Annotated in this window: 25 protein-coding genes; 8 read left to right on the top strand and 17 right to left on the bottom strand. The window is 66.2% G+C overall.

Translation table 11 applies throughout. The features are described from left to right. Window positions 1-401 precede the first annotated feature (401 nt). The 7 genes from A6723_RS00930 to A6723_RS00900 form a co-directional block, all read right to left on the bottom strand. The gene (locus tag A6723_RS00930; protein ID WP_054908820.1) at window positions 402-731 is read right to left on the bottom strand and encodes a Na+/H+ antiporter subunit G; all 330 of its coding nucleotides are present in this window, start codon (window positions 729-731) and stop codon (window positions 402-404) included. Then, window positions 728-997 carry a K+/H+ antiporter subunit F gene (locus A6723_RS00925; protein WP_017521062.1) on the bottom strand — a complete coding sequence of 90 codons (270 nt, stop codon included), beginning with the start codon at window positions 995-997 and terminating at the stop codon, window positions 728-730. The genes A6723_RS00930 and A6723_RS00925 overlap by 4 nt, the downstream gene beginning before the upstream one ends. Next, window positions 982-1,482 (bottom strand): Na+/H+ antiporter subunit E, encoded by a 501-nt coding sequence (locus A6723_RS00920; protein WP_054908821.1) that lies wholly within the window; start codon window positions 1,480-1,482, stop codon window positions 982-984. The genes A6723_RS00925 and A6723_RS00920 overlap by 16 nt, the downstream gene beginning before the upstream one ends. After that, window positions 1,479-2,975: a monovalent cation/H+ antiporter subunit D gene (locus tag A6723_RS00915; protein WP_054908822.1), complete on the bottom strand. Its 1,497-nt coding sequence runs from the start codon at window positions 2,973-2,975 to the stop codon at window positions 1,479-1,481. Before A6723_RS00915 ends, A6723_RS00920 begins: the two co-directional genes overlap by 4 nt. After that, window positions 2,972-3,304 (bottom strand): Na+/H+ antiporter subunit C, encoded by a 333-nt coding sequence (locus tag A6723_RS00910; protein ID WP_054908823.1) that lies wholly within the window; start codon window positions 3,302-3,304, stop codon window positions 2,972-2,974. The genes A6723_RS00915 and A6723_RS00910 overlap by 4 nt, the downstream gene beginning before the upstream one ends. Next, window positions 3,304-6,099: a monovalent cation/H+ antiporter subunit A gene (locus A6723_RS00905; RefSeq protein WP_054908824.1), complete on the bottom strand. Its 2,796-nt coding sequence runs from the start codon at window positions 6,097-6,099 to the stop codon at window positions 3,304-3,306. The genes A6723_RS00910 and A6723_RS00905 overlap by 1 nt, the downstream gene beginning before the upstream one ends. Window positions 6,100-6,356: 257 nt before the next feature. After that, window positions 6,357-6,821, bottom strand: a complete 465-nt coding sequence (locus A6723_RS00900; RefSeq protein ID WP_045209875.1) for a glycine zipper 2TM domain-containing protein — start codon at window positions 6,819-6,821, stop codon at window positions 6,357-6,359. A gap of 205 nt (window positions 6,822-7,026) precedes the next feature. Between A6723_RS00900 and A6723_RS00895 the strand changes: the two genes are divergently transcribed. Further along, window positions 7,027-7,263, top strand: coding sequence for a hypothetical protein (locus tag A6723_RS00895; RefSeq protein WP_054908825.1), 237 nt, complete (start codon window positions 7,027-7,029; stop codon window positions 7,261-7,263). Here the strand turns inward: A6723_RS00895 and A6723_RS00890 are convergent. The 6 genes from A6723_RS00890 to dinG form a co-directional block, all read right to left on the bottom strand. Continuing rightward, window positions 7,248-8,387, bottom strand: a complete 1,140-nt coding sequence (locus A6723_RS00890; RefSeq protein WP_054908826.1) for a glycerate kinase — start codon at window positions 8,385-8,387, stop codon at window positions 7,248-7,250. The genes A6723_RS00895 and A6723_RS00890 overlap by 16 nt on opposite strands. Window positions 8,388-8,591: 204 nt before the next feature. Next, complete coding sequence (gene pdxH, locus A6723_RS00885) at window positions 8,592-9,239, bottom strand: pyridoxamine 5'-phosphate oxidase (protein ID WP_024765220.1); 648 nt, start codon at window positions 9,237-9,239, stop codon at window positions 8,592-8,594. A gap of 108 nt (window positions 9,240-9,347) precedes the next feature. Next, window positions 9,348-10,148, bottom strand: a complete 801-nt coding sequence (locus A6723_RS00880) for an OmpA family protein (RefSeq protein WP_054908827.1) — start codon at window positions 10,146-10,148, stop codon at window positions 9,348-9,350. 245 nt (window positions 10,149-10,393) lie between these two features. Beyond that, window positions 10,394-11,539 carry a serine hydrolase domain-containing protein gene (locus A6723_RS00875; RefSeq protein WP_054908828.1) on the bottom strand — a complete coding sequence of 382 codons (1,146 nt, stop codon included), beginning with the start codon at window positions 11,537-11,539 and terminating at the stop codon, window positions 10,394-10,396. Between the two features lie 102 nt (window positions 11,540-11,641). Continuing rightward, window positions 11,642-13,921, bottom strand: coding sequence for a beta-galactosidase (locus tag A6723_RS00870; protein ID WP_054908829.1), 2,280 nt, complete (start codon window positions 13,919-13,921; stop codon window positions 11,642-11,644). Window positions 13,922-14,000: 79 nt separating this feature from the next. Continuing rightward, the gene (gene dinG, locus A6723_RS00865) at window positions 14,001-16,145 is read right to left on the bottom strand and encodes an ATP-dependent DNA helicase DinG (protein WP_054908830.1); all 2,145 of its coding nucleotides are present in this window, start codon (window positions 16,143-16,145) and stop codon (window positions 14,001-14,003) included. Between the two features lie 122 nt (window positions 16,146-16,267). Between dinG and A6723_RS00860 the strand changes: the two genes are divergently transcribed. Continuing rightward, window positions 16,268-16,732, top strand: a complete 465-nt coding sequence (locus A6723_RS00860; protein WP_024765224.1) for a CopD family protein — start codon at window positions 16,268-16,270, stop codon at window positions 16,730-16,732. A 55-nt stretch (window positions 16,733-16,787) separates the two neighbouring features. Here the strand turns inward: A6723_RS00860 and A6723_RS00855 are convergent, their stop codons facing one another. The 3 genes from A6723_RS00855 to A6723_RS00845 all read right to left on the bottom strand — a co-directional run bounded on the left by A6723_RS00855 (window position 16,788) and on the right by A6723_RS00845 (window position 18,601). After that, window positions 16,788-17,552: a hypothetical protein gene (locus tag A6723_RS00855; protein ID WP_054908831.1), complete on the bottom strand. Its 765-nt coding sequence runs from the start codon at window positions 17,550-17,552 to the stop codon at window positions 16,788-16,790. Continuing rightward, entirely contained in the window at window positions 17,545-17,847 is a 303-nt protein-coding gene (locus A6723_RS00850; protein ID WP_054908832.1) for a DUF1145 domain-containing protein, read from the bottom strand. Before A6723_RS00850 ends, A6723_RS00855 begins: the two co-directional genes overlap by 8 nt. Before the next feature lie 121 nt (window positions 17,848-17,968). Beyond that, complete coding sequence (locus tag A6723_RS00845; protein WP_024765226.1) at window positions 17,969-18,601, bottom strand: OmpA family protein; 633 nt, start codon at window positions 18,599-18,601, stop codon at window positions 17,969-17,971. Window positions 18,602-18,742: 141 nt separating this feature from the next. On the opposite strand from A6723_RS00845, the gene A6723_RS00840 reads away from it, so the two are divergent. From A6723_RS00840 to A6723_RS00830, 3 genes are all read left to right on the top strand, one after another. Then, window positions 18,743-19,231 (top strand): DUF6231 family protein, encoded by a 489-nt coding sequence (locus A6723_RS00840; protein ID WP_037007296.1) that lies wholly within the window; start codon window positions 18,743-18,745, stop codon window positions 19,229-19,231. 2 nt (window positions 19,232-19,233) lie between these two features. After that, window positions 19,234-19,707, top strand: coding sequence for a YchJ family protein (locus A6723_RS00835; protein WP_054908833.1), 474 nt, complete (start codon window positions 19,234-19,236; stop codon window positions 19,705-19,707). 108 nt (window positions 19,708-19,815) lie between these two features. Beyond that, a complete protein-coding gene (locus A6723_RS00830; RefSeq protein ID WP_024765229.1) occupies window positions 19,816-20,442 on the top strand; it encodes a trimeric intracellular cation channel family protein in 627 nt (208 codons plus the stop codon). Here A6723_RS00830 and A6723_RS00825 read toward each other — a convergent pair whose 3' ends face one another. After that, window positions 20,443-21,003: a hypothetical protein gene (locus A6723_RS00825; RefSeq protein ID WP_054908834.1), complete on the bottom strand. Its 561-nt coding sequence runs from the start codon at window positions 21,001-21,003 to the stop codon at window positions 20,443-20,445. It lies immediately after the preceding gene. A gap of 122 nt (window positions 21,004-21,125) precedes the next feature. Here A6723_RS00825 and A6723_RS00820 point away from each other — a divergent pair, with 122 nt between their 5' ends. From A6723_RS00820 to A6723_RS00810, 3 genes are all read left to right on the top strand, one after another. Then, window positions 21,126-21,611, top strand: a complete 486-nt coding sequence (locus A6723_RS00820; protein WP_024765231.1) for an LEA type 2 family protein — start codon at window positions 21,126-21,128, stop codon at window positions 21,609-21,611. Between the two features lie 8 nt (window positions 21,612-21,619). Next, the gene (locus A6723_RS00815; RefSeq protein WP_024765232.1) at window positions 21,620-21,820 is read left to right on the top strand and encodes an SEC-C metal-binding domain-containing protein; all 201 of its coding nucleotides are present in this window, start codon (window positions 21,620-21,622) and stop codon (window positions 21,818-21,820) included. A gap of 170 nt (window positions 21,821-21,990) precedes the next feature. Continuing rightward, on the top strand, window positions 21,991-24,531 hold the full coding sequence (locus A6723_RS00810) for a penicillin acylase family protein (RefSeq protein ID WP_054908835.1): 2,541 nt from the start codon (window positions 21,991-21,993) through the stop codon (window positions 24,529-24,531). Window positions 24,532-24,610: the final 79 nt, after the last annotated feature.

Raw genomic sequence — 24,610 nt, 5'->3', positions numbered from 1 at the left:
AGGAGGCGCACGCTTGCGGCCGACAGGTACAGAATCGTGGGGAAACTGTATGGGCCGGATTCGAACTGTAGGAGCGAGCTTGCTCGCGAACAAACTCACCGGCGGCTCCAGCGCCAGGGCGGTTCGCGAGCAAGCTCGCTCCTACGAAGAGCAACACCGCTCTGGCTCTGAAAGGATTCCAGAAAAACACCCGCACGCTCCGACTGCCCCGTTCAACGAGGGTATTTTTCGCCTAAGCGAAAAACCGGATATCCGGGGCAAGCCTTTTGGTTACTTTCCGGGGGGCGGCCATCCGGCGTTTGGAAAAGTAACTCGCCCGAGGGGGCGAAACGAGAAGCCCCAGCGCACACCGAAGCAACGCAGAACACCCAATCCAGAAACAGCACAAACAAGACTCAAAATCAGTCCCAGGGCTTGCCCTTGGTCCCCCGCTCCACCGGCACCCGCTGCTGCATCGCCGCCTTCGCCAGCAGGTGCGCGCTCACCGGTGCGGTGATGAAGAGGAACACGGTGATCAGGATCTCATGCAGGCTCACGCCCTCGCCGCGCGTACTGAAGTACAGCAGCGAGGCCAGCACCACGCCGCCCACGCCCAGGGTCGAGGCCTTGGTCGGCGCGTGCAGGCGCGTGTAGAAGTCCGGCAGCCGGTACAGGCCGATGGCGCCGAGCAGGGCGAACAGGCTGCCGGCCAGCAGCAGGAAGCAGACCAGCGCCTCGATGATCACGTTCATTCGATGATGTCTCCGCGCAGGAGGAACTTGCACAGCGCCACGGTGCTGACGAAGCCCATCACCGCGATCAGCAACGCCGCTTCGAAGTACAGGCCGCTGCCCTTCCAGATGCCGAACAGCACGATCAGCGCGATGGCTTTGATCGACAGCGTGTCCAGCGCGAGGATGCGATCCGCCACCGATGGCCCGCGGATCAGCCGCGCCACGGTGAGCAGCACCGCCACGCCCAGCAACGCCAGGCAGATCGGGATCACGATGCCGAGCATGCGAACACCTCCTTCAGCGGCGCTTCGTAGCGCGCCTTGATATCCGCCACCAGCGCCTGCGGATCGGGCACGTCGATGCCGTGGACCAGCAACGTACGGCGGTCGGCGGACAGGTCGGCGGAACAGGTGCCGGGGGTCAGGGTGATGACGCTGGCGAGGATGCTGATGGCCAGGTCATCGGTCAGCTCCAGGGGTATCTCGACGAAACCCGGTTGCAGGTTGGCCTTCGGCCCCAGCACCAGTTTCGCCACCTGCAGGTTGGCCACCACGATGTCGTAGAGCACCAGGCCGATGAAGCGCAGCAGCAGGCCCGGCCGCTGGATGCGTGGTGCAGCCAGCAGCAGGTTGCGGCACAGCAGCGGGATCGTCAGACCGAGAAAGCCGCCGAGCAGCCAATGGCCAAGGGAGAAATCGTTGACCAGCAGCAGCCAGCTCAGCAGCAGCACACCGCTGAGCAGCGGATGCGGGAAGAAGCGCCGGATCATGCGCCACCTCCCAGCAGGATCGCATGGCGATACAGCCCGGCATCCAGCAATTGCACGGCGGCGGCCTGGGTGTAGTCGATCAGCGGCCGCGCAGCGACCACCATCAGCGGTGCGCTGGCCAGCAGACCGAAGCTTGCCAGCATCTTCACCGGTTCGCGATTGGCGCTACCCAGCACGCTCAGTCCGGTGCGCCAGAACAGCGTGCTGCCAGCGCGGCTCAAGGCAACGATGGTTACCAGCCCGCTGACCAGCACTACGCTCCACAGCGCGATAGCCTCGCTGCCGCCGCTGACCGAGCGCAGCAGCATCAGCTTGCCGAGGAAACCCGACAGTGGCGGCAAACCGGCGACCGCGATAGCGCCGAAGAAGAACGCGCCGCCCAGCAGATGCGGCTGCAGCAACGCCGGGCCTTGCACCAGCCGGCCGGTTTTGTCGCCACGTTGGCGGGCGATCAGGTCGGCCAGCAGGAACAGGCCGCCGGCCACCCAGATGCTGTGCAGCAGGTAATAAAGCGCAGCGGACAACGCTTCCGGCGTGCCCAGGGCGATGGCCGCCAGCAGGGTACCGGCCGATACCACGACCAGATACGACAGCAGGCCTTGCAGCGTGGTCGCCGCGAGTGCACCCAGCGCACCGGCGACGATGCCGGCCAGTGCCAGCGGCCACAGCCAGACCTGCGCGAGGTTCGCCAACTCGCCGGCCTGCTCGCCGAAGATCAGCGTGTACACGCGCAGGATCGAGTAGATGCCCACCTTGGTCATGATCGAGAACAGCGCCGCCACCGGTGCGGTGGCTTCGGCGTAGGCCCTGGGCAGCCAGAAATACAGCGGCAGCAGCGCGGCCTTGAGGCCGAACACCACCAGCAGCAACAATGCCGCCGCACGCACCAGTGGCGCCTGCTCGACGCTCAGCTGCGCCACGCGCTCGGCCATGTGCGCCATGTTCAGGGTGCCGGTGATGCCGTAAAGCGTGCCCACGGCGATGAGGAAGAACGCCGAGCCGACGAGGTTGAGCACCACATAGTGCACACCCGCGCGCACGCGCCCTGCCCCGCCGCCATGCAGCAACAGCGCGTAGGAAGCGATCAGCAGGATCTCGAAGAACACGAAGAGGTTGAACAGGTCACCGGTGAGGAACGCGCCGTTCAAACCCAGCAACTGGAACTGGAACAACGGGTGGAAGCGCTTGCCGCGCTTGTCATCCCCGCGCAGCGCGTAGATCAGTGACAGGCTGGCGAGCAGCGCGGTGGCGGCAATCATCAGCGCGCTGAGGCGGTCCAGCACCAGGATGATGCCGAACGGCGGCTGCCAGTTGCCCAGCGCGTAGAACTGCACCACGCCGCTGTCGGCCTGCTGCAGCAGCACGGCGGCAAGCGGCAGCAGCGCCAGCGTGGCGAGCAGCGACAAGCCGCGTTGCAGGCGATCGCCGACCAGCAGCAGCGCACAGCCGGCGAACAGCGGCAGCAGGACGGGCAGGATCAGCCAGTGGTTCATCGGCCGTCCTCCCCGTTGCCGCCATCGACATGATCGCCACCAGTTTCCGCCAGCCCACGCAGAGCCAGGACGATGACGAAGGCGGTCATGGCGAAACCGATGACGATGGCGGTCAGCACCAGCGCCTGGGGAATCGGGTCCCCAGCGTTGGCGACCTTGCCGATCACCGCCGGGTCACCGGCAAGGCGGCCCATGGCGAAAAGGAAGAGATTCACTGCATAGGACAGCAGGGTCAGCCCCAACACGACAGGGAAGGTGCGTGCGCGCAGCAGCAGATAAACGCCGCTGGCGGTCAGCAACCCGAGGGCAATGGCGAACAGCGCTTCCATCAGTGCGCCTCCTTGGTCAGCGGCTCCGGCGGCGCAGTGACCGAACCCAGCCCGGAAAGAATCAGCAGCGTTGCGCCGACCACGGTGAAGTAAACCCCCAGGTCGAAGAGCATGGCGGTGGCCAGTTCGATCTCGCCCACCAGCGGAATGTGGAAGTGACCGAACGCCGAGGTGAGGAACGGGAAGCCGAAGAACCAGGCTCCCAGGCCGGTCAGCCCGGCGATCAGCACACCGAGGCCGGCGAGGCGGCTGTAGTCCAGCGGCAGGCGCGTGTTCACCCAGCGGCTGCCACAGGCGATGTACTGGAGAATCAGCGCCACCGAGGTGATCAACCCGGCAATGAAGCCGCCGCCCGGCAGGTTGTGCCCGCGCAGGAAGATGAACACCGAGACCAGCAGCGCCAGCGGCAGCAGCAGGCGCGACAGCGCGGCGAGGATGGGCGGGAAGCGATCCTTTGCCCAGGCGTGGCCTTCGTCGTCCTGCTCGCGGCGCAACAGGCGCAGGCCATCGAGCAGCGCGAAGATGCCGACGGCGGCGATGGCCAGCACGGTGATCTCGCCGAGGGTATCGAAGCCACGGAAGTCCACCAGGATCACGTTCACCACGTTGTGGCCGCCGCCACCGGTGACGCTGTTCTCCAGGTAGTAACCGGCGATGCTGTCGTACGGACGGGTCAGCACGGCATAGGTCAGCAGCGTCACCATCAGGCCGGCCCCGAGGGCGATGACGAAATCGCGCAGGCGACGCAGGCTGCTGGAGGTCTTCGGTGTGCGCATGGGCAGGTAGTACAGCGCCAGCATCAGCAGGACCATGGTCACCACCTCCACCGACAACTGGGTCAGCGCCAGGTCCGGCGCGGCGAAGCGCGCGAAGGCCAGCGCCACCAGCAGGCCGGCGATGCTGAGGATGACCAGCGCGGTGAGGCGTTGGCGGTGGAACCATACGGTCAACGGTCCGGCGATCGCCAGCAGCACCAGGCCCAGGGCGGTGATGCCGTCCAGGGCAGTCTGCTGGCGATCACCCTCGATACTCGGCAGCGGCGCGAGCGCGGCGAGCACCACAATGACCGCGGCCAGCACCAGCAACATCGAGTAGCGCTGCAGCGAGCCGTTCTCCAGATAGTCGGTGACCCGCGCGGCAAAACGCACCACGCGCTGCACCTGCTGCTCGAACACCAGCTTGGCATCCATCGCGGGCAACCCCGCGTACCAGTCGAACAGGGGCTTGCGCAGCACATAGAGCAGAACGCCGCCGGCCGTGGCGACGAAGCTCATGGCCAGCGGCACATTGAAGCCGTGCCAGATCGCCAGGCTGTACTCGGGCAGTGGGCCATTCAGGCTCGATGCGGCGGCGCCGGCCAGCAGCGGGCCGACGATGATGCCCGGCATGATCCCCACCAGCAGGCAGATCAGCACCAGGATTTCCACCGGCACCTTCATGTAGCGCGGCGGCTCGTGGGGATGCGGATTGGGCAGGTTGATCGGCTCGCCGTTGAAGAACACGTCGTGGATGAAGCGCACCGAGTAGCTCACCGAGAACAGCGCGCCGACGGTGGCCAGCGCCGGGATCAACCAGTTGAAGCTGCCCATCATGTTCTGCGCCAGGGTCTCGCCGAAGAACATCTCCTTGCTGAGGAAGCCGTTGAGCAGCGGCACGCCGGCCATGGACGCCGACGCCACCATCGCCAGCACAGCGGTATGCGGCATGTACTTCCACATGCCGTTGATGCGGCGCATGTCGCGGCTGCCGGTCTCGTGGTCGATGATGCCGGCGGCCATGAAGAGCGAGGCCTTGAAGGTCGCGTGGTTGATGATGTGGAAGATCGCCGCGACGTTGGCCATGGGCGAGTCCAGACCGAACAACAGGGTGATCAGGCCCAGGTGGCTGATGGTCGAGTAAGCCAGCAGGCCCTTGAGGTCGTTCTGGAACAGCGCAATGAACGCCCCCATCAGCAGCGTCGCAAGGCCGGTGAGGCTGACCAGGTAGAACCACAGGTCATTGCCCGACAGCAGCGGGTACAGGCGCGCCAGCAGGAACACGCCGGCCTTCACCATGGTCGCCGAGTGCAGGTAGGCTGACACCGGGGTCGGCGCCGCCATGGCATGGGGCAGCCAGAAGTGGAACGGGAACTGCGCCGACTTGGTGAATACCCCCAGCAGCACCAGGCACAACGCCAGCGGGAACAGCGGGCTGGCCTGCAGCACCTCGCGCGCGCCGAGCACGGTGCTCAACTCGAAGCTGCCGACCACGTGGCCGATCAGCAGGATGCCGGCCAGCAGCGCGAGGCCGCCACCACCGGTGACTGCCAGTGCCATCCGCGCGCCCTTGCGCGCATCCGAGCGATGGCCCCAGAAGCCGATCAGCAGGAACGACGACAGGCTGGTCAGCTCCCAGAACACCAGCATCAGCAGCAGGTTTTCGCTGAGCACCACGCCGAGCATGGCGCCCATGAACAGCAGCAGGAAGGCGAAGAAGCGCCCGGCGGGTTCTTTCTCGGACAGGTAATAGCGGGCGTAGAGGATGACCAGCAGGCCGATGCCGAGGATCAGCAGGGCGAACAGAAAGCCCAGGCCATCCAGGCGCAGGCTGAGGTTCAAGCCCAGTTCCGGCAACCACTCCGAGCGATACACCCGCGGATCAGCGCCCAGGACCGCGCGCTGGCTCAACAGCAGGGCCAACCCGGCGAGCGGCACCAGGCCGGTCGCGGCAGCACAGGCCGTTCGGCCGAAACGCTCGGCCAGCAGCGGCAGCAATACCCCGAAGAAAGGCAGCGCGATGATCAGCGCCAGAATCATGTCCTGCTCCTTCTCGCCAGCGGATGGCGTCCATACAAACGACCCCGCACCGCAGGGGCCGGCGTACGAAGGCCACGATTATCCATATCTATCGATTACGCGTCATGGATTGAATTATTACGAAAATTCAGCCCTGGTCGCGTCGGCAGTACCCCAGGTCGATTTTCCAATCCCCCAAAACGATAGCGCGCGACAGTCGGATCGACTGTCGCGCGCTGAGTTTCGATGGCCGCCACGGGTCGGCGGCCGGCAACCGGTCAGTGGGCGACGCGGCTGGTACCGTTGACGGTCAGGATGCGCACGCGCTCGCCAACACGGAACACGGCACCTTCGTCGACCTGCTGAACGTAGGCGCGGGTGCTGCCGTCGTCTTCGCGGACGGTGATTTCCACGCCCTGGGTACGGGTCAGGCCTTCCTCGGTAGCCGCACCGAGCAGGCCGCCGGCCACGGCGCCAATAATGGCGGTGACATAGCTGCCCTTGCCGCCACCGATGGCGCTGCCACCGATGCCGCCGACCGCAGCGCCGGCAACCGAACCGATCGGGGTCTTGGTGCCTTCGATCTTCACGGGGCGCAGGGCCTGGATGGTACCCATGCGAACATTCTGCACGGTACGTGCTTCTTCACGGGTGTAGGTATCGCCGGTCAGGCTGGACTGGCAACCACCGAGGGTCATGGCCAGGGCAGCAAACGTCACGGCGATCAGGGCAGTTTTACGCATTAGGGAACCTCCGAGTAGGGCTACGACTATTAGACTCCGACGACAGCCCGCCTGTCACGCCAGGTCGTGAAACAGCTGATCTCGATTCAGCTTTCGTACAGTTTGTGCCATATCCACCGAAATCGCCTGCCGTGGCTCAGTTTTTCCTGCGGGAGGATCGGTTAGGCTGGTGCCCGCAGAAGAAGCACCCCACCTGGATTCTCGCATGGACTACTTCATCATCGTCGTCACCACCGCTGCCGGCCTGTATTTCCACTGGTGGATCTACTGGCGCATCCGCCGCTGGATGGACCGCGACCTGGCCCTGTCGCTGGCAGGCGATGATCCGCACAAGCGCCATTACCTGCTCGAACGCCTGGCGGATGCCAAGCGCCAGAAAGTGAAACGCCGCGACCTCCCCGACTGGCTGCAACGCGCCGCCGACGACTACCGCGCCGCCTGAGCCAGCGACCAGAAGCGTGCCAGCGCCTCGGCGCGGTTTTCCAGTTCCTGCGCCGCCCGTGCGCAGGCATCGGCCAGGGTGATGGGCCCCGGCGCCAGGCTGAACGCCGCTTCGATCCCCGCTTCGCGCAATTCAGCCAGCCCTTCGCCAACGCTGCCCGCCAGTGCGATCACCGGCACGCCCGCGCGACGGGCGACATGGGCCACGCCCACCGGCGTCTTCCCATGCAGGCTCTGGCCGTCCAGCCGCCCCTCCCCGGTGATGACCAGCGACGCGCCGGCAAGCGCCGCTTCCAACTCCGACAGCTCGGCGATCAGCTCGATGCCCGGGCGGAACCGCGCCTTGAGGAAGGCCCGGCAGGCGAAGCCCAGACCACCCGCGGCACCGACGCCGGGGAACAGGCTGTGATCCTGCCCGAGAGCCTGCGCCGCTACTTCGGCGAAGCGTTTGAGAGCGGCGTCCAGTTGCTGCACCTGCGCCGGGTTCGCGCCCTTCTGCGGTCCGAAGACAGCGGAGGCGCCATGCGGGCCGCAAAGGGGATTGTTCACGTCAGCAGCGACTTCGACCTCGACCGCGCCCAGCCGCGGGTCGAGGTTCGACAGGTCGATGCGCTGAAGTTGCGAGAGCTGCGCGCCGCCGGCGCCCAGCTCCTTGCCCTGGTCATCGAGGAAACTCGCGCCCAGCGCCTGCAGCAGACCCAGGCCGCCGTCATTGGTGGCACTGCCGCCCAGGCCGATGATGATCTTCTTCGCGCCGGCATCCAGCGCCGCGCGAATCAATTCGCCCGTGCCGCGGCTGGTGGTGCGGGTGGCATCGCGCAGGCTTTCGGGCACCCAGTGCAGGCCGCTGGCGGCAGCCATCTCGATCACCGCCGTGGCGTCTGCCAGGCAGCCCCAGTGGGCTTTCACCGGCTGCTCCAGCGGGCCGCAGACCTCCAGCTCGCGACGTTCGCCCGGCCGCGCGGCCAGCACCGCATCCACCGTGCCCTCGCCGCCGTCGGCCATGGGCCGCAGCACGGTTTCGTCGTCAGGCCGGGCGCGCAGCCAGCCACGGGAAATGGCTTCGGCGACCTCAGGGGCGGAAAGGCTTTCCTTGAAGGAGTCGGGAGCGATGACGACTTTCATGGGACAGGTCCGTTGTGCGAGAGGATGGAGGGCATCCTACACCGCAGCACGGTTTTCCTGACGCGCGCAGGGGCGGACTTCGTCCGCGATTGTTCCGATTCAGACCTGAAACCCGAGTTGACCTGTAGGAGCGAGCTTGCTCGCGAACAACCCCAACGGGTGAGGCGGTTCGCGAGCAAGCTCGCTCCTACGAAGAGCAGGAGATCAGGGAGCGAGACGTTCGCGCACCCAGGCGCCGTTCTCGACGCGGAAGTTGAGGCGATCGTGCAGGCGGCTCGGACGACCCTGCCAGAACTCGATGCGGCTCGGCAGCAGGCGGAAGCCACCCCAGAAGTCCGGGCAGCTCGGTGCGCTGTCGGCAAAGCGCTGCTCCGTCTCGGCCAGCAATTGCTCCAGTTCGCCGCGGCCATCGATCACCCTGCTCTGCGGCGAGGCCCAGGCGCCCAGACGGCTGCCCAGCGGGCGCACGCGGTAATAGGCGGCGGACTCTTCGGCGGAGACTTTCTCCACCCGCCCTTCGATGCGCACCTGGCGTTCCAGCGCCGGCCAGAAGAAGGTCATGGCCGCGCGCGGGTTCTCCAGCAGTTGCTGGCCCTTGGCGCTTTCGTAATTGCTGAAAAAGGTGAAACCACGCTCGTCCAGGCCCTTGAGCAGGAGCACGCGGCAGTGCGGCTGGCCGTCGGCGTCCGCGGTGGCGAGCATCATCGCGTTGGGTTCGACCGGCAGTTGCTCGGTCTTCACCGCGTCTTCGAACCACTGGTTAAACAGGCTGAACGGTTCGGCGGGCGCCTGGGCCTCGGTGAGTCCATCACGGGTGTATTCGCGGCGCATATCGGCCAGGGTCTGGGCCATCGGAAATCTCCTGCAGAAGAAGTCCTTAAGCTTATCCAGAGTTGCGCCTTCGCGCTTGATCCACGACAAGCGTCATTCCAGGCGGAATGACGCTTTGCGTGCGGCGGATCAGTTGGCCTGGGCGAGCGCCAGCAGGCTGGTGCGCTGGGTTACCAGCACTTCGACGCGACGGTTCAGCGCGCGGCCTTCGGCGCTGGCGTTGTCAGCGCGCGGCAGGCTGGAGCCGACGCCCTTCAGGCGCAGACGGTCGGCGCCCAGGCCGCTGAGGCGGAAGATCGAGGAGACCGCCTGGGCGCGCTGCAGGCTGACCTTGTCATTGGTCGCCTTGTCGCCCGAGCTGTCGCTGTGGCCGAGTACCAGTACGCCGCTCTCCGGATCGTTCTGCAGCATCTTCGCCACGTTGCCCAGCGGCGCCAGGGTGATCGGCAGCAGCAATTCAGGGCGCTTGGGATTGAAGGAGCCTTCCACCGGCGCGATCAGTACCAGGGCGTTTTCGCGGCGCTCGACGGTGAACTTGCTGCCGGCTACCGCTTCACGCAGGGACTTCTCGTGCTGGTCCAGCCATTCCTTGCTGACCTTGGTGTCCTGCGGCTTGGCGGCCTTCTCGGCGCCAGGCTTGCTGTCGCTCACACCGAATGGCCACCACCAGTGGCCACCGGGCTGCTGGCTGCCGGCATCGGCGACCTTGGCTGCCTCGACCGTCTTCTTCTGCGGTGTGGGCGCGGCCGCGCTCGCTTCCTCGTCGCCACCGAAGGGCCACCACCAGTGAGCGGTGCCGGGCTTGGCAACGGCCACGGCGCTATCCGGCGCCTTGGCCTGGTCCTGGGACTGGAACTGGCTGCAGGCGGAAAGACCGACGCACAGCGCAAGAGTGGAGACTTTCAGCGAATTCGAGAACAGCAGGTTCATGGGAGCGATTCCACAAGTCGGAACATGAAGGGAGGCCAGGCGCCACCGGTAGGCGGTGGCACCCTGACTTCAGCAATCGGCTTAAGAGTTGTACATAACTTACTCAGTTGGAACGAGATTTTAATCGCGAACTGACGAGCGGCGCATGTTTGCACGCGGGGAACGCCGTCACGCACGCAAGCGCGACGGCAAAAGCGGACGACCTTAAGAAGGTGCGGCGGAAGGAAGGTTCCTCCCGCTCGTCGCTACAGGCAGTCGCCGGCGAGGCGCGCCAGGCGCTGGGCGCGTGGGTCCATCAGCACGTAGGGGCCAAGGGTGTTGACGACGAACCCGAAGGCCAGCTCACGCTCCGGGTCGGCGAAGCCGATGGAGCCACCGGCCCCAGGATGGCCGAAGGCCTGCGGGCCAAGGCCGTAGGTGGCGTTGGCGACATTCGGCTGGTCAAGCATGCAACCAAGACCGAAGCGCGTACAGGTCAACAAAGTTCGATCCTCGCCGACGGCATGTTCGCGGGTGAGCTCGGCCAGCAGCGCTTCGTCCAGCAACTTGCCCTGCAGGAGGCCATCGTAGAAGCCCGCCAGCGAGCGCGCATTGCCATGGCCATTGGCCGCCGGCTGCGACATGCGTCGCCATTCCGGCTTGTTGGTGCTGGTGAGCACCGACGGCGGATTGGTGAAGGCGCGGGTGGAAAGTGCGGCGGCGTCGGTCATCATGGTCCGTAGCAGCCGTTGCGCCGCGGCGTCGCCCAGGTTGCCCTTGCCGCGGGCGATGTGCGCTACACGGTGGAATTCGGCGTCATCCAGGCCGATGTGGAAATCCAGCCCCAATGGCTTGGCCGTTCGCTCGACGATGGCGGCGCCCGGCTCGCGACCGTCGACACGGCGGATCACTTCGCCGATCAGCCAGCCGTAGGTGATGGGGGCATAGCCATGCTCGGCGCCGGGTGTCCACCAGGGCGTTTCGCCGGCCAGCGCGGCCGTCATGGTGTCCCAGTCGTACAGCGCCTCGGGCGCCAGCGGCTCGCGAATCGCCGGCAGGCCCGCGCGATGGCACAGGAGCTGGCGCACGGTGATGCCCTGCTTGCCGGCCTGCTCGAACTCCGGCCAATAGCGCGCCACCGGCGCATCAAGGTCGAGCCGCCCTTCTCCCACCAGTTGCAGCGCAGCGACGGCAGCGAAGGTCTTGGTGCAGGAGAACAGGTTGAGCAGCGTATCGGCCTGCCAGTCCTGGCCCGGTTCCTTGCCCGCGCTGCCAGCCCAGAGATCGACCACGGTTTCGCCGCCGACCTGGACGCACAGCGCCGCACCGCGCTCCTGCGGGTCCTCGAACAGCGCGCTGAAAGCATCGGCAACGGGAGTGAAGCGCGGATCGCAGTGGCCGTTCAGGGTCATCTCAAACTCCGGAAATGAGCAGGGGCGAAGGCGCCATTCTTTCAGCGCGCTCCGCCCCTGGGAACCCTGCCGAAGGCAGGGTGCGGCTTCACGAATGACGAATCATTGCTCCGACGCCTGCTCCTCGTCATCGCTGTCGTCGGCCGGCACCGGTTTCGGTGCGGGCTCCGGCGCCACCTTGGCCGCAGCGCGGGCCAGTTCGTCGATACCTTTGAGCGTCTGCTGGTTGGCCTTGCGCACGGCGTCGACGAAGCCGGAGAACGGCAGGTCGGTGATGCCGACCAGGCCGATGTGACCGTTCTCGCCATCGAGCAGGCGGCCGGTCACCGGCTGGTCGAGGTACTGGAACCAGTGCGCGCCGACGATGTTCGGCTGCTTCGCCGCCTCGGCGAGAAAGCGCTGGTACGCCTCGCCACGCTGCTGCTCGTTGTACACCTCGGCGACACCGCCCCAGAACGGCCCGCGGTCACGGGAGCCGAAGTGGAACTCGGTGATGAGTACCGGCTTGTCCAGGCTGCGCACGTAGTTGGCGTCGAAGCCCTGCTCCGGCAGCGGCACGTAGAGGTTGAAGCTGAGGATGTCGCAGTACTGCGCGCAGGAGGCCAGCGCCTCCGGCGTGCTGACGGCGAAGCGCGGGCCGAGCAGCAGGTGGTTCGGCGCATGCCATTGCAGCGAGTCCTTCAGGGTCTTGAAGTACTGGTCGGCATACAGGCGCAGGAAGGCGCTGTAGTCCTGGGCAATGGCCGGGTGCGCTTCGCTCGGAACCGGCGCCTGGTAGCCCGGCGCATCGAGGTCTTCCCAGGAGCCCAGCTGCACGCCCCAGGCCTCGGCGAGCTGTTCGTGATCCTCGTACTTGTCCTTGAGCTGCTTGATGAAGGCGCGCTTGGCCGGGCTGTCGGTGGACAGCTTGAGCGTGCCGAAGGCCAGGGCGAAGTGCGCCTGGTCGTCGTCGCCACGGCCGGCCCAGGCCAGTTCATTGTCGGCGTAGTAGCCCAGCAGCCACGCATCCTCGCGATGGTCGCGGGCGGCGATGGCGATGGCGCGCTCGGCGGCCATGGCAAAGCGTGGGTCGAAGGGGTCGGGCATGGCGCCCCACCAGTCGTAGCCGGTGCTCACCGTGGCGTAATCGCCGCTGATGGACAGTGGCACGCTGTAGGGCATGCGCGGATCGTCGGCGAAGGCCGGATCACTCCAGTCGCCCAGCGTATTGAAGCCCCAGGAGCCCAGGCGCTGTACGGTGCGCTCGCGCCAGGCGGCTGCCGCGGCGTCGCCGGTCAGCCCACCATCGGCGCGGAAGCGGTTGGCGGCATAGAAATCGAACCAGCGCCCGTTACCGAACGCACGGCCCTGCTGGGCGCCGACGCCGCTGCGGTCGTCGCGCTGGCCGTAGAAGGCGGCCAGCGGCTCGTCCTCCTTGGGCAGGCTGGCGAACATGTATTCGCGGCCTTCGACGTAGGTCTGGCTGCTGTCGGCATTCACCGCGTTGACGCCCATGGACCAGAACGAGTGCCCTTCCGGCGTGACCAGCCACCAGCGGCCATTGCGCTTTTCGGTGCGGAAGAAGCCGGTGCCTTCGAAGGCCGGGCCATCCAGCAGCCCGCCAAAGGCGTCGCGGCCGGGCGCGGGCTTCCATTTGCCCAGCTGTTCGCCTTCGCCTTTCCAGGCGTTGGCCAGTTGCTCGGCACTCTTGACCTTTTCCGGCCAGTCGCTGCGGGTGGACTGGCCGAAGCCATCGACGATACCGGTGTACGCCTTGTGGTATTCGTCGTTGCCGGCGCGGGTGCCGAAGCGGCCGACGAGAATGTCCTGGGCTGCCTTGGGCGAAGTCAGGAACAGCTTCACCGCACCAACCTGGCTGCGATTCAGCTCGCCGGTGACCTTGCTCGCCAGCAACAGGCGCTGGCCGTCCTGGGTCACGGGCATGGGCACGCCGGCGCGCATGCCGAAATCTTCCGGGGCGATGGCGTGCAGCGGGATCACCAGGGTCTGCGCCGGGCCCGGCGGCAAGGCGATGCTCGCGCGCAGGCCGGGGGCGCCGGCAATCCCTTCGATTTCCACTTCCAGGGTGATGGCCCAGTCCATGGCGTTCTGGATGCGCAGGCTCATGCTGTCCGACTGCGACCAGTCCCAGCTGCCGCTGGACGGTGCCAGGCGCAGGGTCGGCTGCGGCGCCGGGTTGAAGTTCACCCGACGCAGGATCTCGCCCTCGGGCGTGGCTTCGGCGGTGGAACTGGGCAGGTCGGCGTTCTGTGTGGTGATCGAGACCACAGCCATCGGCTTGACGAAATTGAACAGGGTTTCATTACCGCCAGCCGACCAGGCCGGGGCACTGGCGATGGCCAGGCTGAGCAGCAACGGCAGATGCCAACGCATCGAAGTCATGGATTCGAATCCTTGCAACACGCCCGCCGGACGGCGGGCGATCGTTTGACAGCCAGCGCGGGAACTCGCTCCCGCACACTCAAGCAATTTCGCGGCGGAACGGCGGCAATGCATTAAGAATGGCCTTGCCATAGCGTTGCGTCACGACGCGACGGTCCAGCAGCGTAATGGTGCCGCGGTCCTGCTCGGTCCGCAGCAGCCGGCCGCAGGCCTGCACCAGGCGCAGCGAGGCGTCGGGCACGGCGATCTCCATGAAGGGATTGCCGCCGCGCGCCTCGATCCATTCCGACAGCGCCGCTTCCACCGGATCGTCCGGCACGGCGAAGGGAATCTTGGCAATCACCACATGCTCGCAATAGGCGCCGGGCAGGTCCACGCCCTCGGAGAAGCTGGCCAGGCCGAACAGCACGCTCGGCTCGCCATCGTCCACGCGGGAACGGTGCTTGTTCAGGGTTTCCTGCTTGGACAGATTGCCCTGGATCAGCACGCGCTTGCGCCAGTCGCGGTCCAGGCCGTCGAAGACTTCCTGCATCTGCTTGCGCGAGGAGAACAGGATCAGCGAGCCACGCGAACCTTCGACTATCTCCGGCAACTCGCGAATGATCGCGCCGGTATGCGCGGCAGCATCGCGCGGGTCGGCCTTGAGGTCCGGTACGCGCAGCACGCCGGCATCGGCATGGTGGAACGGGCTCGGCACCACGGCGGTGACCGCCGCGCGCGGCAGGCCGGCGCGCATGCGGTAGCGGTCGAAGGTGCCCAGGGCAGTCAGGGTCGCGGAGGTCACCAGTACGCCGTAGGCCACGTTCCACAGGTTGCGGCGCAGGGTCTCGGCGGCGAGGATCGGGCTGGCGTTGGCCTCGATGTCGTAGAAGGTGCCGCTCTCGGCGAGGGTCAGCCAGCGCGCCATGGGCGGGCTGTCTTCCGGGTCCTCGCTGGTGAAGGCGGTCCACAGTTCCCAGTTGCCCTGGGCGCGGGACAGCAGGCTGCCGAACAGCGGGTACCATTCTTCGGCCTGGTGGCTGGCGATGCCGACACTGCCCTCCCCGTCCATGGCTTCCTTGAGCAGTTCGGTCAGGCGGGTAAAGAGGTCGGTGAGCTTGGAAAAGCCCTTCTTCAGCTCGATGCCCATCTCGCGGATGTGCTCGGGGATCACCCCGCCTTCGAAGCGATGGCGCGGCCGCTCACGGCCTTCCATGTCCTCGCCGGCACGGAAGTCGCCGACCTCCTCGCAAGCAGTGAACATGAACTGCTGGTGCGTGCGCAGCTCGCGGGCCAACTCCGGCACCTGCTCGATCAGGCGGCCGAGATCGCCCGGCAGCGGGTTCTGCGCCAGCAGCTTGGTCAGGTTCTTCTCCACCTGGCCCAGCCAATCCGCGGTGGCGCGCAGGCGGGTGAAGTGGGCGAAGTGGCCGATGGCCTTGTCCGGCAGGTGGTGACCTTCGTCGAACACGTAGAGGGTATCGCGCGGGTCGGGCAGGATCGCCCCGCCGCCCAGTGCCAGGTCGGCCAGCACCAGGTCATGGTTGGTGACGATCACGTCGACCTTGGTCATGCCTTCGCGCGCCTTGTAGAAGGCGCACTGCTGGAAGTTCGGGCAATGGCGGTTGGTGCACTGGCTGTGGTCGGTGGTGACCTGCGCCCACTGCGCGTCCTCGATGGCTTCGGGCCATGAGTCGCGGTCGCCGTCCCAGCGGTTGCCGGCCAGGCGCTCGATCATCTGGTTGAACAGCTTGGTGGAGGTCTCGTCCACGTCGATGCGGAAGCCTTCCTCCTCGAACAGCTGGGCGGTAGCGCTCTGCGCCTGGCCTTCCTGCAGCAGGTGGTCGAGCTTGGACAGGCACATGTAGCGCCCGCGCCCCTTGGCCAGGGCGAAGCTGAACGACAGGCCGGAGTTGCGCAGCAGGTCGGGCAGGTCCTTGTGGACGATCTGCTCCTGCAGGGCGACGGTGGCGGTAGCGACGACCAGGCGCTTGCCGGCGGCCTTGGCGCAGGCGATGGCGGCAAGGCTGTAGGCGACGGTCTTGCCGGTGCCGGTGCCGGCTTCCACGGCGACCACGGCGGCATCGCCCAGGCGATGGCCTTCCTCGTCGCTGGCAATGGTCCCCAGGACCTTGGCGACTTCGGCGATCATCAGGCGCTGGCCGTAGCGCGGCTTGAGTTCCTTGGCCTCGAGGAAGCGCGAGTAGGCGCCCTGGATCGTGGCCTTGAGTTCGTTGCTGAGCATGGACTTCCCGGGCCCCGGAGCGTGTCTTGCGGACACATCCGGATGCTGGATAAATTTTCAGTGGTTCGAATCGGCGGCTATGATAGCGCGCTTGTCTTCAATCGCCAGCGGAGATCGTCCGAATGACACCCTTTGCCTTCGTCTATGCCCTGCACCTGCTGGCCGCCCTGGTCTGGGTCGGCGGCATGTTCTTCGCCTGGATGGTGCTGCGCCCGGCCGCCGTCGCCGCACTGGAAGCGCCGGCCCGGCTGAAGCTGTGGCTGGAGGTATTCCCGCGCTTCTTCCGCTGGGTGTGGGCGGCGGTGATCCTGCTGCCGGTGACCGGCGTGGGCATGCTGCACCTGAGCTTCAACGGCATGGCCGGCGCACCGCGCTACGTGCAGGTGATGATGGGGTTGTATGTGGCGATGCTCGCGCTGTTCCTGCGCATCCAGGCGCTGCAGCTGCCGGAACTGCGCCGCGCGGTAGGCGCCGAGGACTGGCCGGCTGGCGGTGCCGCGCTGGGCAAGATCCGCAAGACCGTGGGCTTGAACCTGCTGATCGGCATGGCGCTGGTGGCCTTCGTCGCAGCACGCCCGCACTGGTAAACAAAAGGCCCGCCTGGCTTGCCGGGCGGGCCTTGAGTTGGAACGAACCTGGGATTCAGAAGCGTTTCACGTCCAGGCGGCCTTCGCTGCCCTTCGCCCCTTCCGCACCGCCCTTGCCTTGCGCGCCGGGTCTCTCGCCCGCCACTGAATAGAACCAGCAGCCTTTCTCGCCGCTGCGCTGTCCGGCCTTGCCAGGCTTGCCGCCCGCACCGCCGGCACCGCCTTCCAGGCGTACCTTGACCTTCTCGACGTCGAACTGCTCCGGCACCTCCAGGCGTACCACGCCACCCGGTGCGCCCGTCTTGCCATCGGCGCCATCCTGCCCGTCACCGGCGGATTTGCCGCTGCCCCAGAGGCAGCCGGAAGTCTGTGCGCTGCCGCCGTCCAGGCCGTCATAGCCCGGTGCGCCGACACCGCCGCGGACGTCGATCAGCAGGTTCTCCACCGCCACATCCTGCAGCCGCAGCAGCAGATTGCGGCCGCCGCTGGCGGGCTTCTCGAAGCTGCCGGAGCTACCTTGCGCGGCGATCACGCTGCCGTCGGCGAGGTTGCCGTGCTGCACTTCGATCTGCAACGCATCATTGCCCGGGAAAACGCCGATCCGCGCATTCTTCGCCAGGTCCAACTCGCCGATCTTCAGCTCCTTGACCCGCGACGGGATCAGCAGCGCGCCCTCCGGGCCGACACTGATACGGTCCAGGCTCAGGCTGTCGCCCTTCACCGGCAGACGCAGCACGGTGTTGGCTTCCACCGAGACGGTGCCGGCAGCCGAACAGGCCAACGGGGCGAACAGCGCCAGGCCCAGCAGCGACTTACGCATGGGTATCTCCTTCTACTTTTGCGGGTGCCGGTTGTGCCACTGCCGGCTGCGGCAGGGTCGCGAAATGAAAGACGCCGAACAGCAGGATCTGCAGGCGATCCATGCCCGGATGCGGGCGCCCCTGCAGGCGCTTGCGCAGCGCCAGGACTTCGAGGATGTGGATCAGCAGGATCAGCGCGCCGGCCGCATTGAGCAGCAGGGCGAAGGGATGTGCGAAGGGTTGGATCAGGTTGGCCAGCACCGCCAGCCAGAACAACAGGGCAATCAGCTTGCCCAGCCCCAACAACGCTTTCATGAAATGCCCCCGGTTTTTTCTTTGCCGGGGAACATACGCCTCTGCTCCCGGCTATGCCAGTGGCAACCGGGAATGACAAAGGGGGCCACCAGGCCCCCTTTGCGGACTACATCACAGCGACTTACTGACGCGTGATCTTGATCTCTACGCGACGGTTCTCGGCGCGGCCTTCCTTGGTCTTGTTGTCTGCGACCGGCTGGCTCTCGCCATAACCGACCACCGACTTGATGCTGCTGGCAGGCACGCCGGCATCGACCAGGTAGTTGGACACGGCGTTGGCGCGGCGCTCGGACAGTTTCTGGTTGTAGGCGTCGGTACCGATGCTGTCGGTATGGCCGCCGATGTTCAGCTCGGTGCTCGCGGCCTCGCCTTTCAGGCGGGTAGCGATGGTGTCGAGCTTGTCCTTGTCCTGCGCATCGATCTTCGACGAGTCGAAGGCGAAGTGCAGGTCACGCACCACGATGGTCTCTTCCTTGGGCAGCGGAGCCGGAGCAGGCTCAGGAGCCGGCGCAGGCGGCGGGACCTCGGCCACCTGTTCGGCGGCGCCATGTACCCAGCAGTAGGACGCACCCAGCACGCCACCGATCAGGGCTCCCCAACCGGCCCAGGCGCTGCTTTCGATGGAACCCAGACCTGCGCCACCGACACCGCCAACCACGGCGCAAGTCGGCCAATCGGACTTCTGCAGCCCTGCGCAACCGGTGAGCAACGTGCTTACCAGCAGCAGGGGTAAAGCGGTCCTTGTGATGCTCATAAAGTTATGTCTCCTCTAATGATCGGGTCTTGACCGACAATTACCGAGTAAAGACGTGACTGACAGAATGCGCCAGCACTAGGCCATATGGGTGTCACACGCTAGTCTTCGTTCATTATTTTTTGCCTTTTGACGAGCCCGATGATTTCGACACGCACGCCGCAACAAGCCCTCGCCGCCCTGCTCGACCGCTACGCACCGCAGCGTTTGCTGCTGGTGGGCGCCAGCCAGATCCCGGCCGTGGATGCCTTCCTCGCGGCGCATCCGGATTGCGAGCTGTTCCACGCCGATGCCGGCGCATTGCCAGCGGAGCTGGCCGCTCAGCGCTACGACCTGGCGCTGCTGGCCGACTGCCTGGAGCACTTGCCGCGCCGAGAGGCACAGCAACTGGTGGGCGGCATCCGCAACCTCAACAGCAGCCGCGTGGCCGTACTGGTCGACCTCGACGCCGCCCAGGCGCAGGATGCGGACTTCTACGCCCTGGCCATGCAGGCCAGCGAGCGCTTCCAGCGCGACGCCCAGGTGATCACGCTGTTCACCTACGATCTGCACGAATACAAACAGGTCCCGGACTGGCTCAACGCGAAGTTCTGGGCCAACCCGGAAAATTTCGGCAAGTACTGGTGGTGACCATGATCGAACCGACCTGCCCCTGCGGCAGCGGCCGTCCATTACCGGACTGCTGCGGGCGCTTCCATGCCGGCGTCGCGGCCCCCACCGCAGAGGCGCTGATGCGCTCGCGCTACAGCGCCTACGCGCTGGGCCTGGTGGATTACCTGCGCAACACGACGCTGCCGGCCCAGCAGCAAGGGCTGGACCTGGAGGCCATCCGTACCTGGAGCCTGGGCAGCACCTGGCTGGGTTTGGAAGTGGTCAGCCATGAAGTGCTCGGCGGCCAGCCGGAGCACGCGCGGGTGACCTTCATCGCGCGCTGGCACGACGCCGGCGGCGAGCACAGCCACCGCGAATGCTCGGGATTCGTCCAGCGCGACGGCCGCTGGTACTTCCTCGACCCCACCGTGCCGATGAAGCTGGGGCGCAATGACCCCTGCCCCTGCGGTGCCGGAGGCAAGCTGAAGAAATGCTGCGGCCCGTGGATCGAGTGAAGTGCCCGCTCGCCCCCCTTGGGGGCGTTCGGTGTCTGGGCTAGAATCCGCGCTTTTTTCCGGGGCGGCGGTGATTCGCCGCACCGGCTACTCCTGCCGGACCTCGCCATGCTGCTGACCGTTCTCTACATCATCGCCATCACCGCCGAAGCCATGACCGGCGCTCTGTCCGCCGGCCGGCGCAGCATGGACCTGTTCGGCGTAGTGCTGGTGGCCTGCGTCACCGCCCTGGGCGGCGGCTCGGTGCGCGACATGCTGCTGGGCCATTACCCGCTGACCTGGGTGCGCCACCCGGAGTACCTGGCGCTCACCGCTGGCGCCGCACTGGTCACCGTGTTCATCGCCCCGCTGATGCGCCACCTGCGCTCGATGTTCCTCGCGCTCGACGCCGTGGGCCTGGTGGCCTTCACCCTGATCGGCTGCCAGGTCAGCCTGGAGATGGGCCACAGCCTGCTGATCGCTGCCGTGAGCGGCGTGATCACCGGGGTCTTCGGCGGCATCCTGCGGGACATCTTCTGCAACGACGTGCCGCTGATCTTCCGCCGCGAGCTGTACGCCAGCGTGTCCTTCGCCAGCGCCTGGTGCTACCTGATCTGCCTGCAGATCGACCTGCCCAAGGAGCAGGCCATGCTGATCACTCTGTTCGCCGGCTTCCTGTTCCGCATGCTGGCAATCCGTTTCCGCTGGGAAATGCCCAAGTTCGTCTACAAGGACGACCCGCACCAGGGCGACTGATCAGTCCTGCAGCTTGAGGTGGCTGGTGTCCGGCGCAGGCCCTGCCGGCGCGGGCTTGGCCTGGCCCATGTCGCTGCCCACCGGGGCGACGCTGAACTGGCTGAGGTCCACGCGCGGCGCGGCGGCCTCGGGTTTCTCGTCCTGCAGGTCGGCGCCTACCGGGGCGAGGCCGAAATCCGGCGCCTCCACATCGGCGAAAGCGGCCATGTACTCGTCGCGCGGCGCTACTTTCAGGCGTCCCTGCGCTCCGGAGGCAGGTGCTGCCGGCTGTACTGCGGTGCCGACCGGCTCGGCCGGCGGCGGTGGAGCCAGCTCGATCTCCTCGATCTGCGCGTCCATGTCGACCACTTCGACGACAGCGCCGGCGCGTTCGATCACGCTGCGGTACTTTTCCGCCGCCTCGGCGTCGAGGTTGTTCTTGATCACCATGCGGCGGCCGGAGAACAGCAATTCGATGCGCTGGGCGTCGGCCTGGAACAGCCTGGCCAGGTTGGCTTTCACCGTATCGAGCTGTGCACCCGGAATAGTCTGTCCCGAGAACGCGATTTCATAACGGCTCATCTTCACTCTCCTGTGTTAACCCGCCGGTTACATTCGGCCAGTATGGTGCAGCTTCTTTTAACGTAACAACAACTTGCGGCCGAGCAGGTGCTTGGTACACTGGGGCGTCTTGAGGGGTAGACATGAATTATCAGGCGCAAATGATAAGAATTCTCAGCCTGTGCTGGCTGTTCAGCCTTGTTTCGGGCTGCGGCTGGATGACAGGTAATTTCGAGCAACCCGACGTGAAGCTGCAGAAAGTCGACGTCGTGAAAGCTCGTTTGCTGGAGCAGGAATTCGTCCTGCATTTCCGCATCGACAACCCGAACGATTTCAGCCTTCCGGTCCGCGGCCTGGCCTACAAGGTCAAGCTGAACGATATCGACCTGGCCGAAGGCGAGTCGAATAACTGGTTCACAGTGCCAGCCAACGGCCACGAAACCTTCGAAGTACCGGTGACCACCAACCTGTGGCGGCACATGAAGTACATCGTCAAGCTGCTGGAAGACCCGGACAAGCCCATCCGCTACCGCCTCGACGGCGAAGTGAAGACCGGCCTGCTGTTCGGACAGAGCGTGCACATCGCGCGCAATGGCGAGATAATTCCCGGCGATTTCATCCCCGAGTGAGCGTCACCATGAGCCAGGAACCCCACGTACACGGTCCGAACTGCAACCACGACCACGATCATGACCACCACCATGACCATGGCCACGTGCACGGCCCGCACTGCAACCACAGCCACGAGCCTGCGCGTAACCCGCTCAAGGACGTGGGCCGCAACGATCCGTGCCCCTGCGGCAGCGGCAGCAAGTACAAGAAGTGCCACGGCGCCTGACCCAGGTTTCGAGCACTGCCCCGAAGGCCCGCCGAGCGCGGGCCTTCTGCTGTCTGGCCCAACTATTCGTCGGCTGCTGAAAATCCCGCCCCGCGCGGCTTGCACAGCTATCCTCGGCTCACTAACGTAGCGCCTTTTCCGCGACCCTCTTTGTGCAGGAGCACATCCCCATGGCCCCGCGTGCCTTCCGCCGGCTTCCCAGCTTCGGCCTTGCCGCCACCGTCACTGCCGCTGTCAGCCTTACCGGCTGCCAGGGCTGGCTGAATGACCGCTATTCCGACAGCCTGCCGCCGAGCTACGGCGTGCAGCCGATCAAGGGACTGGCCGACAACGTGTCGATCCGCCGCAACAGCCTGGGCATGCCGCTGATCGAGACCAGCACCTTCCACGACGCGCTGTTCACCCTGGGTTATGTGCACGCCAGCGACCGCATCAGCCAGATGGTCGGCCTGCGCCTGATGGCCCAGGGTCGCCTGTCGGAAATGGTCGGCCCCGGCGCTCTGGAAACCGACCGCTTCATGCGCACGGTGAACCTGAAGAAGGCCGCGGACGCCCTCTACGCCGGTGCCTCGCCGCGCCTCAAGCGTTTCTTCGAGACCTACGCGCGCGGCGTCAACGCCTACCTGTACCGCTACCGCGACAAGCTGCCGATGGACCTCGCCGAGTCCGGCTACCGCCCCGAGTACTGGAAGCCGGAAGACTCTGCGCTGGTCTTCAGCCTGCTGAACTTCGGCCTGGCGGTGAACCTGCAGGAGGAAATCGCCTCCCTGGTGCTCGCGCAGAAAGTCGGTGCCGACAAGCTGCCCTGGCTGACGCCGATCTACCCGGACGAAGCGCTACCGTTCGAGGAAGCGGACAAACTCAAGGGGCTGCGCCTGGACGGCAGGATCGCCGGCCTCGACGCCCTGGATCGTGCGGCAGGCCAGGTCGCCGCCCTGCAGATGATGGGCGTCGCCGCCTCCAACAACTGGGCCATCGCCCCGCAGCGCACGCGCAGCGGCAAGAGCATCCTGGCCAACGACACCCACCTGCCACTGTCCATGCCCTCGGTGTGGAACTACGTGCAGATCCGCTCGCCGAAATACAGCGCCGCGGGCGTCTCCATCGCCGGCGTACCAGGCGTGGTCGCCGGTTTCAACGGCAAGCTGGCATGGGGCATGACCATGGTCATGGGCGACAACCAGGACCTCTTCCTGGAACAGGTGAAGCGCCAGGGCAGCAAGCTCTACTACCTCGCCGATGGCCAGTGGAAACCGGCCATCGAGCGCAATGAAACCTTCTTCATCAAGGGCCAGAGCCCGGTCCGCGAAGTCATCTACGAGACCCGCCACGGCCCGCTGCTCAACAGCGCCCTGGGCGAGCGCAAGCACGACCTGCAACCGCTGCCGCTGTCCAGCGGCTACGGCATCGCCTACCAGAGCATTCAGGGCGAGACCGACCGCACCCTCGACGCCTTCTTCGACCTGTCCCGCGCGAAGAACGTCGAGCAGGCCTTCGACGCCACCCGCGACGTGCGCGCCATGGCGCTGAACATCGTGTTCGCCGACGAGAAACACATCGGCTGGCAGGTCACCGGGCGCTTCCCCAACCGCAAGGAAGGCCGCGGCCTGCTGCCTTCGCCCGGCTGGGACGGCCGCTATGACTGGGACGGCTACGCCGATCCGATCCTCCACCCGTCCGACCAGGACCCGCAGCAGGGCTGGCTGGGCACCGCCAACCACCGCAGCGTGCAACCAGGCTATGGCGCGCAGCTGTCCAGTTCCTGGTACTACCCGGAGCGCTACGAGCGCATCGCCCAGCTCGCTGGCGGCAGCAAGAGCCACGACTACCGCAGCATGATCGCCATGCAGTACGACCAGACCACGCCCTTTGCCGGCAAGCTGCAGGCCATGTTCGATGCACCGGGCATGGCTCAGCCGCTGAAGAAGGCCATCGACGCCCTACCCGCCGACCAGCGCGCCCGCGCCCGCGAAGCGCTGGACCGGATCATGGCGTTCGACGGCAAGCTCTCGGCCACCTCCGGCGACGCCGCCCTGTACGAAGCCTTCCTGCAGGAGAGCAGCAAACAGATCTTCCTCGATGAACTGGGCCCGGAGGACAGCCCATCGTGGAAAGCCTTCGTCGAGACCGCCAACCTCTCCTACTCGGCCCAGGCCGACCACCTGCTGGGCCGTGACGACAGCCCGTTCTGGGATGACACCCGCACCCCGCAGAAGGAAGACAAACCAACCATCCTCGCCCGCAGCCTCGCCGCCGCCACCGCCTTCTGCGAACAGAAGCTGGGCAGCGACCGCCGCGCCTGGCAGTGGGGCAAGCTGCACACCTACGAGTGGGTCAGCGACAGCACCAAGATGGCGCCCAACCTCAGTGCCGGCGAGCGCGCCAGCCTCGGCGCGATCAAGGGCTACCTGGACCGCGGCCCCTACCCGGCCGGCGGCGACCACAGCACGCTGAACGTCTCGGCCTACCACTGGGGCCAGGACTTCAACACCTGGCTGATCCCGGCCATGCGCATCGTCGTCGATTTCGGCCAGAGCGAGCCGATGATCGGCCTCAACAGCAGCGGCCAATCCGGCAATCCGGCCAGCCCGCACTACGCAGACGGTATCGACGCCTGGCTGAAGGGCAACTACATGAGCTTCCCCTTCCAGTCGCAGAACCTTGAAAAGGTCTACGGCGTGAAGCGCCTGACGCTGGTGCCGGAGAAGTGATGATCTGAAAAATTTTTCCGGGGGCCGGGAACTTCGCTTCCGCCCCGGAATCAGATTTGTCGACTTACTCCATGATCAT

The organism is Pseudomonas sp. AU11447 (genome assembly GCF_001672555.2).
Classification (GTDB): domain Bacteria; phylum Pseudomonadota; class Gammaproteobacteria; order Pseudomonadales; family Pseudomonadaceae; genus Pseudomonas; species Pseudomonas nitroreducens.
Note: the sequence above shows the minus strand (reverse complement) of the source record. Positions and strands in the feature narration are given on the sequence as shown.